The sequence below is a fragment of the Polymorphospora sp. A560 genome (genome assembly GCF_045781765.1).
In the GTDB taxonomy this organism is placed as follows: Bacteria; Actinomycetota; Actinomycetes; order Mycobacteriales; family Micromonosporaceae; genus Polymorphospora; species Polymorphospora lycopeni.
On the sequence record NZ_CP122282.1, the window covers coordinates 7,289,863 to 7,306,737 of the forward strand.

Genomic DNA, 16,875 nt, shown 5'->3' on the forward strand with positions numbered 1-16,875 from the left:
ACACCGAACGTCAGCGGGTCCCGACGGCGACCGGTTGGTAGCGTCAGTCGGCGTGACGACGCCCAGCGGTGACCCGACCGACCACGAGTACTGGCGCCGCCCCGCCGACCTCGAACCGGGCCAGCCGGCCCCACGGCCCGCCGCGCCGGCCGCCCCCGAGACGCCCGGCTACCAGGGGCCGCCGCCGACCACCCCGGCCACGACCGGCTGGCGGCCACCCACCGTCGTCAACCCGATGGCACCACGCCAGCTCCCGTCGCAGGACCAGGATTCGATCGACGCCGACGAGCGCGGCGCCCGCACGCTCACCTACGGCATCGCGATGGTCGGCGGCGCCGTACTGGTCATCGTCATCTGTCTGCTCTGCTCACGGGTGCTGTTCTGAGCCGTCAGACGACGCCGCTCCAGACCGCCTGCGCACCGGTCTCCCCGGTCAGGTAGACGTAGATCATCGTCACCACACCGAGGATCGTGACCAGCACCGCGAGAACGGTGGGCACCCATGCCGGCACGTGGGGCCCACGCTCGCCGCGGGTGGTGAGGAACACCAGCGCCCCGGTCGCGATCGCCAGCGCCAGCGAGAACCAGAAGGTCAGGTCGCCGTACGCCTGGTGCTCGTTGACCTTGTCGAGAATCTCCTGGCCGTAGCCCGCCGTGATCAGGCGTTCCTCCAGCGCCTCGCCGGAGATCTTCGAGAACAGCGCCGACACCGGTGCGGCCACGGCCAGCAGCACGGCCGCCCAACCGATGCGGGTGCGTGCCCTCGGCACGAACCCGTAGACGATCCCGACGACGGCCAGCAGCGGCACGAAGACCACGGCCGCGTGCACGAGCAACGGGTGGGCCGGCAGGCCCATGAACTCATCGAACACGGACGCCTCCTGGGGGCGGATACGACGTGACCCTTCGACGTTCTACACGATGCGACGGGGTCCGACGGTTCACCGCGTCGGCGCGGCCGTGGCAGTCTTGGTCGCATGGCTGCCACCGATCCCAGCGACGACGACCTCGGCCTGTTCGGTCCGGGTTCGGTGACCTGGCGGGTACACCAGGAGCCGGTGCTGCTCGTCGCCGGGCTGCGTTCGCTCTACCTCCAGGCGCTGCACCCCCGGGCGGTGGCCGGGGTCGCCCAGAACTCGAGTTACCAGAGCGACCCCTGGGGGCGGCTGGTCCGCACCGCCACCTACGTCGCCACCGTCGTCTACGGCAGCAGCACCCAGGTGCGGGACGCCGGCCGGCGGCTGCGCGGCCTGCACGCCCGGATGCGGGCGGTCGACCCGGCCACCGGGGAGACCTTCCGGATCGACGAACCCGACCTGCTGCGCTGGGTGCACGTGACCGAGGTCGAGTCGTTCGTGACCACGGCACGCCGGGCCGGTGCCGCGCTGACCGACGACGACGTCGACGCCTACTACACCGAACAGCTGCTCGCCGCCGAACTCGTCGGCCTCGACCCGGCGACCGTGCCCGGCACCGCCGCACAGGTCGCCGACTACTACCGGCAGGTACGCCCCGAACTGCGCCTGACCAGGGACAGTGCCGAGACGATGGTGTTCCTCACCGCCCCGCCGATGCCGCCGCTGCCGTGGAAGATGGGTCTGCCGCTGCGGTTGGCGGTCGAGCTGGGGCCGCCCCGGTGGGCATACCTCGGGCTCGCCGGGACCGCGATCGGGCTGCTTCCCGCGTGGGCCCGCCGGCTGTACGGCGGGCTCGGCCTGCCGACCACCGACCTGTCGGCCGACCTTTCGGTGCGCGGCCTGCGGCTGGCGCTGAGCGCGATCCCGCGCCGTTACGTCGAGGGTCCGATCTACCAGGCCGCGATGGCCCGGGCCGCCCGGCTCGGGGCGGCCGCCTGAGGCACCCGGTCAGGCGTCGGGGGTCAGCAGGCGCTCGACGGCGGCCCACTGCTCCTTGACCGGTGCGTCGGCGCCGGCCGGGCAGTGCCGGCGGTAGTCGCACCAGGTGCACAACGTGCCCGGGTTGGTGGGGAACGCCTCGTCGGCGTCGCCGCCGTCGGCCACCACCTTCTCGGCCGCCATGATGTCCCGGGCGGTGTCCTCGGCCCGCCCGACCTGGCGGGCGATCGACTCCGTGGTGTGCTCGTGCGCCGCGACCGTGCCGGTCGGCAGGTGGTGCAACTCGACCCGGCGGCACGGGCGGCGGAAGACCCGCTCGGCGGCGTAGGCGTACAGCGCCAGGGCCTGGGAGCCGCGCGCGTCGCCGGCGTCGGTGCCGCTGCGGCCGGTCTTGTAGTCGACGATCACCAACTCCGGCTCGCCGTCCGGGCCGGGCCGCGAGTCGATCCGGTCGGCACGGCCGTTGAAGGCCAGCACCGCGGTCTTGACCGCGACGACCCGCTCGACGCCGAGCGGGTCGGCCCCGGGCTCGAGCCCGTCGACATAGGACTCCAGCCAGTCCAGCGCTCGCCGGAACAGCTCGCGCTCCTGCTCCACGTCGCGGTAACCCTCCCGGACCCAGGTGGCCTTGAGCAGGCCGGCGACCGCACCCGTATGGCGCCGGTCGGCCGGCAGCGCGTACCAGTTGCGCAGCGCGGTGTGGACGCTGGCGCCCAGCGAGTTGTGCGCCCACGGCGGCCCCTTCTGCGGCGCCGGCCGGTCCACGTAGGAGTAGCGGTAGCGGCGCGGGCAGTCGGCGTAGGTGCCGAGCTTGCTCGGTGTGCACACGAACAGCCGCTCCGGCATCCCGTCGAACCCGAGCTGCTCGGGCTGGCCGCCACGCGGCCGGGGGGTGGCGCCCCGCGAACGGGACGAACTGGTCGGGGAAGAGGTCGGCCTGCGCACGCCCCGATCCTGCCATCCGGGTCCGACAGGTCGGGCACAGCACGCCCGGCCGGTCACCCCTGCTGGACGTACTGGGTGACGAACGCCGCCACCGCGTCGGCGATCAACTGGACCGCGATCGCGGCCAGCAGCAGGCCGGCGATCCTGGTCAGCACCTCGATGCCACCCGGCCGCAGCACCTTGACGATCCCGCCGGAGAAGCGCAGGGTCAGCCAGACCACCACCATCACCGCGACGATCCCGCCCCCGATCGCGAGATAGTCGGCCGCCCCGTCGGCCCGCTGCACGAAGAGCATGGTCGCCACGATCGCGCCGGGGCCGGCGAGCAGCGGCGTACCCAGCGGGACCAGGGCGATGTTCGCGGTCGCCTGCTGGTCGGGGTCGTTCGCCTTGCCGGTCAGCAGTTCGAGGGCGACCAGGACGAGCAGCAGCCCACCGGCGGCCTGCAACGCCGGCAGGTCGATGTGCAGGTAGTCGAGCAGCGTCTGCCCGGCGACGGCGAACACCACGATCACACCGAGCGCCAGGGCCACCGCCTGCCACGCGGCCCGGTGCCGCTCGCGGCGGGGCAGCGTGCTGGTCAGGGCGACGAAGATCGGCACCATGCCCGGCGGATCCGTGATCACCAGCAGGGTCAGGAAGACCTCGCCGAACAGTTTCAGATCCATCCGGTCAAGGTAACCGCAGCCCGGCTCAGCCGACCGGCGGGACGCCGCGGGCCGCCGACACGATCCGCTCGTACGCGTCGGGCGCGGTGGTGTGGGCGCCGAGCCGTACCGTCTTGTGGCTGCCGTGGAAGTCCGACGATCCGGTCACCACCAGCCCCAGCTCGGTGGCGAGGGCCCGGACGTGGGCCCGCTCGGCCGGTGAGTGGTCGGTGTGGTCGGCCTCCAGGCCGAAGAGCCCGGCCGCCGCCAGTTCGACGATCAACTCGTCGGGCACGATCCGCCCGCGCCGGGTGGCCCGCGGGTGGGCGAAGACCGGCACCCCGCCGGCCTCCCGGACCAGTCGTACGGCGGTGAACACGTCGATGTCGTCCTTCGGCAGCCGGTAGCGTTCCCCGAGCCAGCGCGGCTCGAACGCCTCGCTCGTGGTGGCGACCAGCCCGGCCCGGATCAGGGCGGTGGCGATGTGCGGCCGGCCGACGGTGCCGCCGGCCGCGTAGCCGCGTACCTCGTCCCAGGTGATGTCGACCCCGTCGGCACGCAGCAGTTCGACGATCCGCTCGCCGCGCGCCTCGCGGGCGACCCGTACCCGGGCCAGTTCCGCCGCCAGCGCGCGGTCGGTGGGGTCGAACAGGTATGCCAGCAGGTGCAGCGGGATCGCCGTGTCGGGCCCGTACCAGCGGCAGGAGATCTCGGCTCCGCGGACGAGGGTCAGGCCGGCGGGGCGCGCGGTGGACGCCGCCGCCCAGCCGGCGGTCGTGTCGTGGTCGGTGAGCGCGACGACGTCGAGCCCGGCCCCGCTGGCGGCCGCCATCAGTTCGCCCGGGGTCAGCGTGCCGTCGCTGGCCGTGGAGTGGGTGTGCAGGTCGATGCGGGCCGGCGCCGGTGCCCCGGTACCGGCGGTCACGACCGGCCGGACCGGTCGGCGGCGGTGATCGGCTTCGCGGTCATCCGCGGCACCGGCTGCCAGTCCGCGCCGGCATCGGGGGGCAGCGAGACGACCTGCTGGGTGCCGTCGGTGCGGCACTGCACCACGCCGCGGTCGTCACCGGCCACGACGGTCATGTCGTCGGCCCAGACGGCCGGCACGGTGCTGCGGACCGGGCAGCCGACGGTCGCGTAGTCGCCGGTCAGGGCCGCGTCGATGTCGACCAGGGTCAGCCCGTCGGCGGCCGGCGCGACCAGCCAGCCGCCGCCCGGGGCCAGCCGGCCGGGGGTGAACTCGGCGCGCAGGCCGAGCGTGCAGGCCCCGGAGCGGTCCACCCGCAGCCGGTGGGCCCGGCCGTCGAGGGCGGCCAGGCAGAGGCCCCGGTCACCGGTGCGGATCAGGGCGGCGACGGCTCCCCCGGCGGTCCCGTAGATGGCGGTGACGTCGAGGTTCCAGGACGGCCGGTAGGGGCCGGTCGGGTCGAGCAGGTCGTAGCCGCGGGAGTGGCCGACCCGTCCGGCGACCACCACCCGCCGGTCCAGGAACGCGACCGGCACGGTTCCGGGCGGCACGTCGGTGGTGGACCGGACGGACAGCCCGTCGGCGGTCAGGTCGGCGACCCCCAGCGCCCCGTCGGAGACGTACGCGAAGCGGGCGCCGTCGGAGCTGACGGTCCAGCCGTCGCCACCGCCGCGCAGCGGCACGCTGTCGCCGTCGGGCCGCAGCAGGCGGACGTTGGTGGCGCCGCCGTAGACCCAGCCCACCGGGACCCGGTAGGCGCGCAGGACCTCCCCCACACCGGACAGTGGCAGCCGGCGGCCGTCGGTGGTCCACAGTTGATCGCCGACCCGCAGGTCGATCCCGATCGTGGTCTCGCGGTCGGGCGCGTGCATCAGGACGGCGGCGTCGGCGCCGGGGACGACCGCGGCCGGGGACGGTGGTGGCGGTGCCGCCGGGGCGCCGGTCGGGACGACGTGGCCGGTCGGGGCCGGCGTCGGCGTGCTTTCCAGGCCCAGCCGGTGTGCGGGCGGGTCGTCCGGCTGCCACCAGGACCGGGCCGGGGCGACGCCGGCCGCCACGAGCACCAGCACCAGGGCCGCTCCGATCGACGCGCCCGCGCGGCGGCGACGCCGGACGGCCGCACCGTGCCGGATGGCCCGGTCCGCGGCGTCGGCGGCCGGCAGCCCGCCGTACGGGCCGGACGTCGCCCGGTCGGCGAACATGTCCCGTAGGTCTTTCTCGATCCTGCTCACCGGCCCTCCAGAGTGGCCGGACCGGCACCGGCCGCGAGCACCGCCGGCCGGATGCCGGACGCGACCGGGGGCCGGCTGCGGGGCGCGGCCGGCGACCGCTCACCGGTCGGCTCGATCACCTGGTCCGCCGGCCGTCGCACCCCGTCGTCGGCCAGCCGCCGGCGCAGGGTGGACAGTGCCCGGGAGGTCTGGCTCTTGACCGTGCCCACCGAGATGCTGAGCATCGCCGCAGTCTGCGCCTCCGAAAGGTCCTCGTAGAAACGGAGTACGAGCACCGCCCGCTGGCGGGCCGGCAGCATCTTGACGTGCTGCCAGAGCGCGTCGCGCTCCAACTGCTCCTCGATCCGGTCCGGGGCGGCCCGCTCGGGCAGCACCTCGGTCGGACACTCGCCGTGCCAGCGCCGCCGCCACCAGCTCGTCGCCGTGTTGACCAGGACCCGGCGGGCGTACGGCTCGACGGCCTCGATCTCGCCCAGCCGCTTCCACGCCAGATAGGTCTTGGTCAGCGCGGTCTGGAGCAGGTCTTCGGCGGTGGCCCAGTCGCCCGCGAGCAGGTAGGCGGTGCGCAGCAGCGACGACGAACGCCTGGCGACGAAGTCGCGGAACTCGTCCTCCACCCGCTGCCCGCTCACCTGCCGCCCTTCGCTAGCGCTTGTGCGGAAAGGCTTTCACGAAGCGCCGGCCGGCACCAGGGAGGAGCGTTCCGACCTCATCCGATGTTCGGACAGAGTTCGTCAGGCGCCGTCGTCGGCCTTGTTGTCCTCGCCCTCCTTGCCCAACCGGGCCTCGACCGCCTGCGGTTCGTACATCTCCTCGACGACGCGCAGGTAGAGCTCGTTGGGGTTGGGCAGGTGCTTGACCTCGCGCAGCGCCTGCTCCTGGCCGGCGGACTCCAGCACGAACGTGCCGTAGTTGAGTGCCCGGCCCAGCGGCGACTGCTCGTATTTCATGTCGGTGACCCGCAGCAGGGGCATCATGGCGACCCGCCGGGTGATGATCCCGTTCACCACCATGACCCGCTTGTTGGTGAGGATGAACCGGTCGAAGTACCAGTCGGCGACCTTCCACGCCACCCAGCCCATGATGCCGAGCCAGATGATGACCGCCACGGTGGTCAGCCCGCCGACCTCCTGGCCGGCGAGGAAGCCGGACAGGTAGCCGAGCACGAAGGTGGCGGCGACCCCGATCAGCAGCGGCGTGCTGAGGTGCACCCAGTGCCGCTTCCACTCGCCCCGGTAGCGCTCGGTCGGGAAGAGGTAGCGGGCGACCAGCGGCGTCGGCTCGTCTTCGAGCGGAAGGACCCGTCGGGGGCCGAGCGGCATGCCGGAGGCGTCGACCTGGAGGCCGGCGAGTTCTTCCTCGGAGATGTCGGTCGGCGGGTAGGCGGTGTCATCGACCCAGGTGGTCGTGCGCGGACGCTGCTCGTGCCCGAAGCCGACGCTCTCTCCGTAGGAGGCCCCTTCCGAGTAGGACGGACCGTCCGAGTAGCCGGGCCCGTCGTCGCGGGCCACCGGGATCGGCTCGGTGTCGTACTCCCGGCGGTCCCGTCGCCGTCGGTCAGGCTCGTCGGGGTCGGGTGGTTCGACGGGAGGGTTGGCCATCGGCGCCGCTAAGCCACGAGGCTCGTGAAGAAGTCACCGAAGCCCTGGGCGATGTCCATGATGCCCCCGCCGAGGGACTTGAAGACGTCCGCGGCGGAATCGGGCCGGAAGGCGATAAAGAAAACTAGGAACGCGAGTCCGCCCCAGGTGAGGACCTTCTTGACCATTACGGGCCATCCCCCTCCGCGCGGCGCCGGGTCTCTGCCGCAGCAGCACCCAGAGTATCAGTCGTACGTCTCACAGTGAATCAACTGCATGCATCTTGGACCACCCGAACGGCTATCAAACCTTGCCATGCAGGTAGGGCGAGGGTGCACCGAAAACAAGCTCGGCCGGAGTCCACTCGGAGAGATCCTGCAGCACGACATCCTCCGCGAGAACGTAGCCCGCACTCGCCGGCCACGTTATCGCATAAAGCCACATACCCCTCGCCTCGCCCACGTAGACGCTGCGATCTGTCGGGGATTTGACGGACCAGAGTGGAGTGGGGTGCCCCCCTGCCCGGATCTTGGCGTGCGACACCCCGTTCTCGGCGTGTCCCGGTGCGACCTCGGTCATCGCGTCGGCGAGCAACGCGCCCGGGTCCGGTCCGGGGATACCCGCGAACCGGTTGCCCAGTCCGAGACCGGGCTCCTCGGCGACGAGTACGAGGTCGGCCGGGCCGCCGGCGAGCGGATCCGGCCCGCTGCAGGCGACCGTCGCCGCCCGTACCCCGGTGTGCACGTCGCCGGCCCACGCGACGCCGGTCACCGTCCAGCCGGCCAGCAGCGGCCACGGGCACCACAGCGGGCTCGGCGGCCGGCCGTGCCCGGAGTGCGCGTCGGCCATCCCGGCGACCGTGCTGTGCAGGATCTCGGCACCGATGTGCCGGGCCGTGTGCAACGGGGGGACGGCGCCGTCGTCGTCGCAGCGCCAGTCGGTGTGCATCAGGTCGGGCGGCCGCACCGGACCACCACATCGGGGACAACTCACCGCAACAGCCACAGCACCCACGTTGCGCCGATCGTCCCGCAGAGTCAAGCGAAGCGGCCTTTTCGGTCATCTCAGACCACCTCGGCGGGTCAGTCCGGTGGCGGACCCGCGTGGCTCCTGATCCAGGCGTGCATCGCGATACCGCTCGCCACCCCGGCGTTGATCGACCGGGTGGAGCCGTACTGGGCGATCGAGAAGAGCTGGGCGCAGCCGGCCCGGGCGGCGTCGGACAGGCCGGGCCCCTCCTGCCCGAAGAGCAGCACGCAGCGCCGCGGCAGGGTCACGGTCTCCAGCGGGCGCGCTCCCGGCAGGTTGTCGATTCCCACCATGACCAGCTCGTTCTCCCGTGCCCACGCGGCGAGAAGATCGACGCTCTCGTGGTGCCGTACGTGCTGGTATCGATCGGTCACCATCGCCCCACGCCGGTTCCACCGCCGCCGGCCGACGACGTGCACCTGCGCGGCGAGGAAGGCGTTGGCATTACGTACGACGGTCCCGATGTTGAAGTCGTGCTGCCAGTTCTCGATCGCGACGTGGAAGTCGTGCCGGCGCCGGTCCAGGTCGGCCACCACGGCCTCGAGCCGCCAGTAGCGGTAGCGGTCGACGACGTTGCGCCGGTCGCCGAGCGCGAGCAGTTCTGGGTCGTAGCGTGGATCGGTCGGTGGGTCGCCCACCCAGGGTCCGACGCCGACCTCCAGTTCATCACCGCTCACGGTTGTCAGAGGGTACGCGGCCCTGGACCAGGGGCGACGGTCCCCTGGCCACGCCGCCGGCCCGGACCGGGATCAGCCGCCGGTCGGGCCGGGATCAGCAGAGCCCCAGAGCGGCCCCGAGGTCGTCGAGGAACCGCCGCCCGGCCGCGCTGACCGGCTCGTCGCCAGCACCGGCCACCCCACCGGCCCGGCGGGCCCGGCACACCCGCGCCGCGATCGACTGGACCCACTGCCGGTAGGCCGCCGAGTCGGCCGGATCGGCTCGCGCGCCCAGCACCCGGACCGCCTCCCGGCACGACCCGAGTACGTCGGCGAGCGCCGGCGCCCGGCCGGTGGCCGGCCGGTCCTGCTCGTGCTCGGCGTAGATCGTGCTGGCCACCACCCGGACGAGTTCACTGTCGAAGGCGCGCCCGGCCGCGATCCCTTCGAGGCCGGCCAACCCCTCACGGACCCGGTGCCCGGGATCGTCGGATTCGGCCGAGGTGGCCGCGACGACGATCCGACTGGGCAGCCGGGTGAGCAGTTCCCACTCGGCGGCCGGATAGGCGAGCGTGGAGAGCTGGCCAACCGGGCGACCTGGGAAGACGGGGCCTCCGGACGGGATCTGGCTCGACATTGGGCGACCTCCCGCGGCCAGCATATGCCTGACTCTTGCGAAAGCAGACGTTCAACCCCTAAAAGCATCAAGAAGGGGCGTAGCACCTATCCCTGGCAGAGCCCGCCGGTCCCGGGCCGCGCTGATGCCGGCCCGGGGTCGGCCGCGAGCGGCGTACGGCGGGCAACTCGGGCCGGGAGCAGCCGGACACCGGGGAAAGTGAATTCGCGGCCCGCCGTATTCACATTGCATCCGGAAGATGAACCACATCGAAACTTCCGACACCACGACGGCGAAGTGCCACATGGCACGCCTTACCGATGATTAAGGCAGCGTCACGGCGTTTCGAGCGGGAAGAGCCGGCAGGGGAGAAAACTCCTGCGGACGCAATGAGCGGCGGGGCCCTCCCCGGCACCCGCCGCCCACGCTTTGATGAAGAAGATTCTGCCCGAGACGCGGATCACTGAGAAGAGGTGAACCCGAGACGGAGGTCACAGTTATGATTTTGTGACACTACTTACCGTGAGAGTTGACGTTCCCGCAACCGATCGTCACGCTTCCCATTTGCCCTTGCCAAGCACTGATTCGACCCCGGAGCGAGGTTCGGCCGGCGTCACCACCTGGAAACGCTCCCATCACCATCGGTGAGCACTCCGGAACGCCTGCTCAAGCTGCGGTTAACACTATGCAGGTCGATGACAGACACGTACGGTAAGCACCGTGCGGCTCGTCCGTTTCCGCCGGCCGACAGCGGGGAATGCGGCAGCCGGACTCCAGGTTCTTCCCTGGCGTAGGCCCCGAAACCGGTGATCGGAGAGATCAATGGCGACCGTTGAGTTGACCACGGCGAACTTCGACGAGGTGACCAGCCAGGAAGGCATCGTGCTGGTTGACTTCTGGGCGAGTTGGTGCGGGCCGTGCGTCCGCTTCGCCCCCGTCTACGACCGCTCATCCGACAAGCACCCGGGCATCACTTTCGGCAAGGTCGACACCGAGGCCCAGCCGGAGATCGCCGCCAAGTTCGACATCCGCTCGATCCCGACGATCATGGCGATCCGTGACGGCGTCATCGTCTTCGCCCAGCCGGGCGCCCTGCCCGAGTCGGCGCTCGAGTCGTTGATCAGCCAGGTGGAGGCGCTCGACATGGCCGAGGTCAAGGAGAAGCTCGCCGCGCACGAGCACTGAGCCCCGCGGACAGCGGCCCGGCCGGACACGCACATGTGTCCGGCCGGGCGCTGTTTTGGCGGATTGTCCGGTCCGCCGATGCTGGCGGGACGGTAGGGTCAACGTTCCAATGGAGACCCTGACGGCGCGCGGGCGCGCCTACCGAGTGCTGGCCACCCTGGTAGCTGGGGCACTGCTCCTGGTCGGCACCTTCTGGGGCCAGGACGACCACTTCCCGTTCGGCCCGTTCCGGATGTACTCGACCTCCAACCCGCCCGACCAGCCCGCACCGGACACCCGGGTCGAAGCGGTCGGCACCGACGGGTCGGTCGTCGTGCTCTCCGAACGCAACAGCGGGATCCGGCGCGCCGAGATCGAAGGACAGCAGGCCCGCTACACCGACGACCCGGCGCTCCTCGCCGAGATCGCGCAGGCGTACGCACAGCGCAACCCCGGTCAGCCGGCCCTGGTCGAGGTACGCATCGTGGTGCGCTGGCACGGCATCGTCGACGGCCGGCCGACCCGGACGTACGTCGACGAGACCGTCGTACGGTGGCAGGCATCGTGAGGGCGCTCGGTCGTTGGCTCACCGAAGCCGTGCCCCGGGGGCGCGTCGCCGCCTTCCGTACGCTGGTCTACCTCTTCGTCGTCGGCGACCTGCTGCTCTTCACCCCGTGGGTACGGGACCACGCCACCGTGCCGGGGGCGCTCTACCAGCCGCTGTTCGTCGGCCGGCTGCTCCCGCTGCCCACCCCCAGCCCCGAACTGGTGTCGGTCGTCTTCTGGTTGCTCCTCGCCCTCGCGGCGCTCGCCGCGACCGGACGGGCGCCGCGGGTGCTCGGCTGGTCGATCTTCCTGCTCTACTTCGAGTGGATGATCATCGCGATGAGCTACGGCAAGGTTGACCACGACCGGTTCGGCCTGCTGGTGGCACTGGCCGTACTGCCGACGGCCGGCCGGGCCCGGCACGGCGACCCCACCCGCACCGAGGCGGGTGGATGGGCACTGCGGGTCACCCAGATCGCGGTGGTGTGCACGTACTTCCTCGCCGCCTGGGCCAAGCTCCGCTTCGGCGGGGTGGAGTGGCTCACCGGCTCCGTCCTGGCCCGCGCCATCATCCGCCGCGGCACCGAACTCGCCGACGTCATCGCACAGGTGCCGGGGCTCCTGATCGCCGCCCAGTTCGGCATCATGGCGTTCGAGATACTCAGCCCGGTCGTGTTCCTGCTCAACGAGCGCTGGCGCAACCGCGCGGTCGCCTTCTTCTACTCGTTCCACGTGGTCACGTTCGCGACCATCACCATCTCGTTCGCGCCGCACCTGGTGGCGATGGCCAGCTTCCTGGCACTGGAACGGGTCCGCCCGATCGTCTGGGTACGCCGTCGCCTGCGCCGGACGGACGGTCGCAAGGGGACCGCCGAGCCGGCCCCGGATCAGTTGGCGGATCCGGCGGGCGGCGCACCGTAGAGCCGCTCGCGGGTGGCCTGCGGGAGCGAGCAGGCCGCCGTGCCGCCCGGCATCCGGTGCCGGTTGGCCGCCACCCAGCGGTAGACCGGCCAGGCGACCGCGCGCACCGGCCGGAACTGGAGGATCCGGCCCGCCACCCGCCACAGCCACGAGCTGCCACGCAGCAGCAGCGCGATCGCGTCCGGTCCGGCCGCCCGTCGCCCGTCGGCACCGACCCACTGCACCGCCTGCTCGCACTCGTCCACGGTGAGCCCGAGCGTGGCCAGGTCGGCGAACTGCCACGGCACGATCGTCGCCGGCCCGGGAACCCGGCGCTCCGCGAACCGGGCACACGTCGTACAGAACGCGCAGTCGCCGTCGTACACGAAAGTCGCGGTTTCCATGGGTCCATCATTCCCGTACCGGCGGCGGACTCCTACAGGACGTGCCCGACGTAACCCTGGATCGTCTCGTCGAGCACGTCGCGCCCGGGCCGGGCCCAGACGTCGGCGTGGAAGACCTCGACCTCGATCGGGCCGGTGAAGCCGGTGGCGTCGACCGCCTCCCGGAAGCGTCGCAGCTCCACGCTCCCGGTGCCCGGCAGGCCCCGCCCCAGCAGCACGCCCTCGGGCAGCGGCGTGATCCAGTCGGCGACCTGGAAGCAGGCGATCCGGTCCTCCCGGCCGGCCCGCCCGATCTGCGCCCACACCTGGTCGTCCCACCACACGTGGTAGGTGTCGACCACCACCCCGACGGCGGCCGACGGGTGCGGTGCCGCCAGGTCGAGGGCCTGGCCGAGACTGGCGACCACGCACCGGTCGGAGCAGAACATCGGGTGCAGCGGCTCGATCGCGAGCCGTACGCCGGCGGCGAGCGCGTGCGGCACGAGCTGGCCGATCGCGTCGCCGATGTGCGCCCGGGCGCCGTCGAGGTCGCGGCTGCCCTCGGGCAGCCCGCCGGAGACGAGCACGAGCGCCGGGGCGCCGAGGGTGGCCGCCTCGTCGATCGCCCGCCGGTTCTCGTCGTACCAGCCGGGCTGGTTGAAGAACCCGCCGCGGCACAGCGACGTCACCGTGAGCCCGGCGTCGCGGACCAGGGCCGCGGTCTTGTCGAGGCCGTAGGCCGCGGTCTCCTCCCGCCACAGGCCGATCTGGCTGACACCGGCGTCGACGCAGCCGGCGACCAGGTCGGGGATCGGCCAGTACTTGGTGGTGGCCTGGTTGAGCGAGAAGCGGTCGAGCGAACTCATCGGGTGGTCCCCCACTGTGGTCGGCCGGTCAGGACTCGAGTTCCGGGATCTCGACGCGCCGGCCCTCGCGGGCCGACTGGATGCCGAGTTCGGCGAGTTGCACGCCGCGGGCGCCGGCCCACAGGTCCCAGGTGTACGGCGCGTCCTCGACGACGTGGCGCAGGAACAGCTCCCACTGCGCCTTGAACCCGTTGTCGAACTCCTCGTTGTCCGGCACGACCTGCCACTGCGAACGGAAGTCCTCGGTGGCCGGCAGGTCGGGGTTCCACACCGGCTTCGGGGTCGTCGACCGGTGCTGGATCCGGCAGTTGCGCAGGCCGGCGACGGCGCTGCCCTCGGTGCCGTCCACCTGGAACTCGACCAGTTCGTCGCGGTAGACCCGGACCGCCCAGGACGAGTTGATCTGGGCGACGACCTTGCCCTGGCCGGGCCGGTCGATCTCGAAGATGCCGTACGCCGCGTCGTCGGCGGTGGCGTCGTACGCCTCGCCGGCCTCGTCCCAGCGCCGGTCGATGTGGGTGGAGAGGTGGGCGTTGACCGAGGTGACCCGGCCGAAGATCTGCTCCAGCACGTAGTGCCAGTGCGGGAACATGTCGACGGTGATGCCGCCGCCGTCGGCGGCCCGGTAGTTCCACGACGGACGCTGGGCGGCCTGCCAGTCACCCTCGAAGACCCAGTAGCCGAACTCGCCGCGGATCGACAGGATCTGCCCGAAGAAGCCGCCCTTGACCAGCCGGTCGAGCTTGCGCAGCCCGGGCAGGAACAGCTTGTCCTGCACCACGCCGTGCTTGATGCCGGCGGCGTCGGCCAGCCGGGCCAGGTCGACCGCGCCGGCGAGGTCCTCGGCGGTCGGCTTCTCGGTGTAGATCGCCTTGCCGGCCTCGATTGCCAGCCGCAGCGCCTTCTCCCGCTGGGCGGTGACCTGCGCGTCGAAGTAGATCTCGACGTCGGGCCGGGCCAGTGCCGCGGTCAGGTCGGTGGTCCAGTCGGTGAGCCCGTGCCGGTCGGCGATCTCGCGCAGCTTGGTCTCGCTCCGGCCGACCAGGACCAGCTCGGGCCAGAGCCGGTCGCCGTTGACCAACGGGAGGCCACCCTGCTCACGGATGGCGAGCAGGGAGCGGACGAGGTGCTGCCGGTAACCCATTCGGCCGGTGACACCGTTGAGTACGATCCCGATGGTCTTGCGGGCCATGCGGCTGCCTCCTCGGCCAACGTCGCTTGTCGCGTGGGATGCTCGGGCGAGCATCAGGTAAGCGCTTTCCTGCTGGAGATTACCGATACTGCAACGGTTAAGGCAAGGGCTTTCCCAGGCATTCGTCCGGGCTGACGGCGCGCTATCCTCACGTTCATCCGGCATCGGGCGGCCGGGGAAGGGCTGGACCGATGGCCACCTTGGCGGATGTCGCACGGCGGGCGGGTGTCTCACCCGCGACCGCCTCCCGGATCATCAACGGCAGCCCCAAGCCGGTGACCGAAGGCTTGCGCGAACGGGTGCTCGCCGCGGTGGAGGAACTGCAGTACGTCCCCAACGCGCACGCCCAGCTACTCGCCCGGTCGCACCGCAGCGCGGTCGGCGTCATCGTCCACGACGTCTCCGACCCCTACTTCGCGGAGATCACCAAGGGGCTGCAACGGGTCGCCACCGAGAACGGGCGACTGGTGATCATCTGCAACAGCTACCGCGACCCGGACAAGGAACTCGAATACGTCGAGCTGCTGCGCGCGCACCAGGTCGCGGCCATCATCCTGGCCGGCTCCGGCTACCACGACGAGTCCTACACCACCACGCTGGACAACAAGCTGCGGGTCTACGAGGCGACCGGCGGCCGGGTCGCCGTCATCGGCCGGCACCAGCACGCGGGCGACGCGGTCGTACCGGCCAACACGACCGGCGGCCACCTCGCGGCGACCGAACTGTACGAGCTCGGCCACACCCGGATCGGAGTGATCGCCGGGCCGGCACACCTGACCACCACGACCGACCGGCTGGCCGGCATCCAGCAGGCCGCCGCCGAGCACGGGCACACGATCGCCCCGACCCACATCACCTACGCCGACTTCGACCCGCCGAGTGGCGCCACGGCGACGGCCCGGCTCCTCGAGGCGCACCCGGACATCACCGCCATCGCCGCCCTCAACGACTCGATGGCGGTCGGCGCCCTGCGCCACCTGCGCCAGGCCGGCCGCACGGCGCCGGGCGACATCAGTCTCATCGGTTTCGACGACATGCCCGTCGCCCAGGACGTCACGCCCACCCTCACCACCGTGCGGCTGCCGCTGGCCGACATGGGTGCCCGGGCGATGACCCTCGCGTTGCGCCCGCCGGACGACACCGCGACCCCACAGATAGAGGAGGCCGGCGCCACGCTGGTCCGCCGGGAGAGCACCGCGCCGCCACGCCGCTGAACAGCTTGCACATTCCTCGTACGCATGTTCGAATGAGTTACATGCGCTGGGACAACCTGTCGGCTCCCCCCGACGCAGGAGTCCCAGGAAGGGCAGCGCCAGCGGCCCCACCCCTGCCGCTGGCGCTGCCCGGCGCGACCGTCCGCACCTTCGACACCCCGGACTTCGCCGGGATGACCTTCTACGAGGTGCGGGCCAAATCAATCGTCAACCGGGTGCCCGGCACCTCCCACGTGCCGTTCGAGTGGACGGTCAACCCCTACCGCGGCTGCGGTCACCGCTGCACCTACTGCTTCGCCCGCAACACCCACACCTACCTCGACCTCGACGCGGGGCAGGACTTCGACAGCAAGGTCGTCGTCAAGGTCAACGCGGGCGAACTGCTGCGCCGCGAGCTGGCCGCGCCGAAATGGCGGGGCGGGCACATCGCGATGGGCACCAACGTCGACTGTTACCAGCGCGCCGAGGGCCGCTACCGGCTGATGCCGGAGATCATCGCCGCGCTGCGCGACTTCGCCAACCCGTTCTCGATCCTGACCAAGGGCACGCTGCTGCTACGTGACCTGCCGCTGCTGCGCCAGGCGGCGGAGGTCACCAGGGTCGGCGTCGCATACTCGATCGGCTTCGTCGACGAGCCACTGTGGCGTTCGGTCGAGGCCGGCACCCCCGGCCCGCGCCGGCGGCTCGACGCCGTACGCGCGCTGGCCGAGGCGGGCTTCCGGGTCAGCGTGCTGATGGCGCCGATCCTGCCCGGGCTGACCGACACCGACGACTCGATCGAGGCGACCGTTTCCGCCATCGCCGCCGCCGGCGCGGCCAGCCTCACCCCGATCCCCCTGCACCTGCGCCCCGGCGCCCGGGAGTGGTACGCGCGCTGGCTCGCCCGCGACCACCCGCACCTCGTGCCGCTCTACCGGGAGCTCTACCGGGCCGGTTCCTACCTGCCACAGAGCTACCAGCGGGAGCTGGTGGCCCGGGTCCGGCTGGCCGCCCGCCGGCACGGCCTGCGCCGTTTCGAGCCGGAGGCCGCCCCGGAGCGGCCGCCACCGGCCCGCCCCGAGCAGCTGACCTTGCTCTAGCGG

The 16,875-nt window shown here is 71.9% G+C and carries 21 protein-coding genes; 7 read left to right on the forward strand and 14 right to left on the reverse strand.

Annotated elements, in window-relative coordinates:
- The first annotated feature begins 52 nt into the window (after positions 1-52).
- Positions 53-385, forward strand: a complete 333-nt coding sequence (locus tag QCD66_RS32805) for a translation initiation factor 2 (protein WP_375735083.1) — start codon at positions 53-55, stop codon at positions 383-385.
- Between the two features lie 4 nt (positions 386-389).
- Here QCD66_RS32805 and QCD66_RS32810 read toward each other — a convergent pair whose 3' ends face one another.
- On the reverse strand, positions 390-872 hold the full coding sequence (locus QCD66_RS32810) for a DUF2231 domain-containing protein (protein WP_357543667.1): 483 nt from the start codon (positions 870-872) through the stop codon (positions 390-392).
- 105 nt (positions 873-977) lie between these two features.
- Here QCD66_RS32810 and QCD66_RS32815 point away from each other — a divergent pair, with 105 nt between their 5' ends.
- On the forward strand, positions 978-1,856 hold the full coding sequence (locus QCD66_RS32815) for an oxygenase MpaB family protein (RefSeq protein WP_375735081.1): 879 nt from the start codon (positions 978-980) through the stop codon (positions 1,854-1,856).
- Positions 1,857-1,865: 9 nt separating this feature from the next.
- Here QCD66_RS32815 and QCD66_RS32820 read toward each other — a convergent pair whose 3' ends face one another.
- The 10 genes from QCD66_RS32820 to QCD66_RS32865 all read right to left on the reverse strand — a co-directional run bounded on the left by QCD66_RS32820 (position 1,866) and on the right by QCD66_RS32865 (position 9,549).
- Positions 1,866-2,702: a RecB family exonuclease gene (locus tag QCD66_RS32820; RefSeq protein ID WP_375735089.1), complete on the reverse strand. Its 837-nt coding sequence runs from the start codon at positions 2,700-2,702 to the stop codon at positions 1,866-1,868.
- A gap of 152 nt (positions 2,703-2,854) precedes the next feature.
- Positions 2,855-3,469 carry a MarC family protein gene (locus tag QCD66_RS32825; protein WP_357543669.1) on the reverse strand — a complete coding sequence of 205 codons (615 nt, stop codon included), beginning with the start codon at positions 3,467-3,469 and terminating at the stop codon, positions 2,855-2,857.
- A gap of 25 nt (positions 3,470-3,494) precedes the next feature.
- Positions 3,495-4,373 carry a PHP domain-containing protein gene (locus QCD66_RS32830; protein WP_375735080.1) on the reverse strand — a complete coding sequence of 293 codons (879 nt, stop codon included), beginning with the start codon at positions 4,371-4,373 and terminating at the stop codon, positions 3,495-3,497.
- A complete protein-coding gene (locus tag QCD66_RS32835) occupies positions 4,370-5,647 on the reverse strand; it encodes a hypothetical protein (protein WP_375735079.1) in 1,278 nt (425 codons plus the stop codon). Before QCD66_RS32835 ends, QCD66_RS32830 begins: the two co-directional genes overlap by 4 nt.
- Complete coding sequence (locus QCD66_RS32840; protein ID WP_375735078.1) at positions 5,644-6,279, reverse strand: SigE family RNA polymerase sigma factor; 636 nt, start codon at positions 6,277-6,279, stop codon at positions 5,644-5,646. Before QCD66_RS32840 ends, QCD66_RS32835 begins: the two co-directional genes overlap by 4 nt.
- Positions 6,280-6,381: 102 nt before the next feature.
- A complete protein-coding gene (locus QCD66_RS32845) occupies positions 6,382-7,248 on the reverse strand; it encodes a PH domain-containing protein (protein WP_357543673.1) in 867 nt (288 codons plus the stop codon).
- 8 nt (positions 7,249-7,256) lie between these two features.
- Positions 7,257-7,415 carry a hypothetical protein gene (locus tag QCD66_RS32850; protein WP_212826204.1) on the reverse strand — a complete coding sequence of 53 codons (159 nt, stop codon included), beginning with the start codon at positions 7,413-7,415 and terminating at the stop codon, positions 7,257-7,259.
- Positions 7,416-7,530: 115 nt separating this feature from the next.
- Positions 7,531-8,241 (reverse strand): DUF6758 family protein, encoded by a 711-nt coding sequence (locus QCD66_RS32855; protein WP_407566914.1) that lies wholly within the window; start codon positions 8,239-8,241, stop codon positions 7,531-7,533.
- A gap of 68 nt (positions 8,242-8,309) precedes the next feature.
- Positions 8,310-8,933 carry a TrmH family RNA methyltransferase gene (locus QCD66_RS32860; protein ID WP_375735077.1) on the reverse strand — a complete coding sequence of 208 codons (624 nt, stop codon included), beginning with the start codon at positions 8,931-8,933 and terminating at the stop codon, positions 8,310-8,312.
- Positions 8,934-9,027: 94 nt separating this feature from the next.
- The gene (locus tag QCD66_RS32865) at positions 9,028-9,549 is read right to left on the reverse strand and encodes a hypothetical protein (RefSeq protein ID WP_364211517.1); all 522 of its coding nucleotides are present in this window, start codon (positions 9,547-9,549) and stop codon (positions 9,028-9,030) included.
- 801 nt (positions 9,550-10,350) lie between these two features.
- Between QCD66_RS32865 and trxA the strand changes: the two genes are divergently transcribed.
- From trxA to QCD66_RS32880, 3 genes are all read left to right on the forward strand, one after another.
- Entirely contained in the window at positions 10,351-10,713 is a 363-nt protein-coding gene (gene trxA / locus QCD66_RS32870) for a thioredoxin (protein ID WP_357543677.1), read from the forward strand.
- Between the two features lie 109 nt (positions 10,714-10,822).
- Entirely contained in the window at positions 10,823-11,260 is a 438-nt protein-coding gene (locus QCD66_RS32875) for a hypothetical protein (protein WP_375735076.1), read from the forward strand.
- Complete coding sequence (locus QCD66_RS32880; protein WP_364211511.1) at positions 11,245-12,159, forward strand: HTTM domain-containing protein; 915 nt, start codon at positions 11,245-11,247, stop codon at positions 12,157-12,159. The genes QCD66_RS32875 and QCD66_RS32880 overlap by 16 nt, the downstream gene beginning before the upstream one ends.
- Here QCD66_RS32880 and QCD66_RS32885 read toward each other — a convergent pair.
- The 3 genes from QCD66_RS32885 to QCD66_RS32895 are packed head-to-tail and all read right to left on the reverse strand — an operon-like array spanning position 12,126 to position 14,579.
- Positions 12,126-12,542 carry a thiol-disulfide oxidoreductase DCC family protein gene (locus QCD66_RS32885; RefSeq protein WP_375735075.1) on the reverse strand — a complete coding sequence of 139 codons (417 nt, stop codon included), beginning with the start codon at positions 12,540-12,542 and terminating at the stop codon, positions 12,126-12,128. The two genes, QCD66_RS32880 and QCD66_RS32885, sit on opposite strands and share 34 nt — an antisense overlap.
- Positions 12,543-12,574: 32 nt before the next feature.
- Positions 12,575-13,387 carry a sugar phosphate isomerase/epimerase family protein gene (locus QCD66_RS32890; protein WP_375735074.1) on the reverse strand — a complete coding sequence of 271 codons (813 nt, stop codon included), beginning with the start codon at positions 13,385-13,387 and terminating at the stop codon, positions 12,575-12,577.
- 28 nt (positions 13,388-13,415) lie between these two features.
- The gene (locus tag QCD66_RS32895) at positions 13,416-14,579 is read right to left on the reverse strand and encodes a Gfo/Idh/MocA family oxidoreductase (RefSeq protein WP_357543682.1); all 1,164 of its coding nucleotides are present in this window, start codon (positions 14,577-14,579) and stop codon (positions 13,416-13,418) included.
- 191 nt (positions 14,580-14,770) lie between these two features.
- On the opposite strand from QCD66_RS32895, the gene QCD66_RS32900 reads away from it, so the two are divergent.
- Both QCD66_RS32900 and QCD66_RS32905 read left to right on the forward strand, forming a co-directional pair.
- Positions 14,771-15,793 (forward strand): LacI family DNA-binding transcriptional regulator, encoded by a 1,023-nt coding sequence (locus QCD66_RS32900; protein ID WP_375735073.1) that lies wholly within the window; start codon positions 14,771-14,773, stop codon positions 15,791-15,793.
- A gap of 41 nt (positions 15,794-15,834) precedes the next feature.
- On the forward strand, positions 15,835-16,872 hold the full coding sequence (locus QCD66_RS32905) for an Rv2578c family radical SAM protein (protein WP_407567266.1): 1,038 nt from the start codon (positions 15,835-15,837) through the stop codon (positions 16,870-16,872).
- The last annotated feature ends 3 nt before the right edge of the window (positions 16,873-16,875 follow it).

Excerpts from the sequence above, each read along its gene's own strand:
- QCD66_RS32885 (WP_375735075.1), bottom strand. The coding sequence starts at position 12,542 with ATGGAAACCGCGACTTTCGTGTACGACGGCGACTGCGCGTTCTGTACG.
- QCD66_RS32875 (WP_375735076.1), top strand. The coding sequence starts at position 10,823 with ATGGAGACCCTGACGGCGCGCGGGCGCGCCTACCGAGTGCTGGCCACC.
- QCD66_RS32850 (WP_212826204.1), bottom strand. The coding sequence starts at position 7,415 with ATGGTCAAGAAGGTCCTCACCTGGGGCGGACTCGCGTTCCTAGTTTTC.
- QCD66_RS32900 (WP_375735073.1), top strand. The coding sequence starts at position 14,771 with ATGGCCACCTTGGCGGATGTCGCACGGCGGGCGGGTGTCTCACCCGCG.
- QCD66_RS32825 (WP_357543669.1), bottom strand. The coding sequence starts at position 3,469 with ATGGATCTGAAACTGTTCGGCGAGGTCTTCCTGACCCTGCTGGTGATC.
- QCD66_RS32820 (WP_375735089.1), bottom strand. The coding sequence starts at position 2,702 with ATGCCGGAGCGGCTGTTCGTGTGCACACCGAGCAAGCTCGGCACCTAC.
- QCD66_RS32905 (WP_407567266.1), top strand. The coding sequence starts at position 15,835 with ATGCGCTGGGACAACCTGTCGGCTCCCCCCGACGCAGGAGTCCCAGGA.
- QCD66_RS32845 (WP_357543673.1), bottom strand. The coding sequence starts at position 7,248 with ATGGCCAACCCTCCCGTCGAACCACCCGACCCCGACGAGCCTGACCGA.
- QCD66_RS32815 (WP_375735081.1), top strand. The coding sequence starts at position 978 with ATGGCTGCCACCGATCCCAGCGACGACGACCTCGGCCTGTTCGGTCCG.
- QCD66_RS32895 (WP_357543682.1), bottom strand. The coding sequence starts at position 14,579 with ATGGCCCGCAAGACCATCGGGATCGTACTCAACGGTGTCACCGGCCGA.
- QCD66_RS32865 (WP_364211517.1), bottom strand. The coding sequence starts at position 9,549 with ATGTCGAGCCAGATCCCGTCCGGAGGCCCCGTCTTCCCAGGTCGCCCG.
- QCD66_RS32890 (WP_375735074.1), bottom strand. The coding sequence starts at position 13,387 with ATGAGTTCGCTCGACCGCTTCTCGCTCAACCAGGCCACCACCAAGTAC.
- trxA (WP_357543677.1), top strand. The coding sequence starts at position 10,351 with ATGGCGACCGTTGAGTTGACCACGGCGAACTTCGACGAGGTGACCAGC.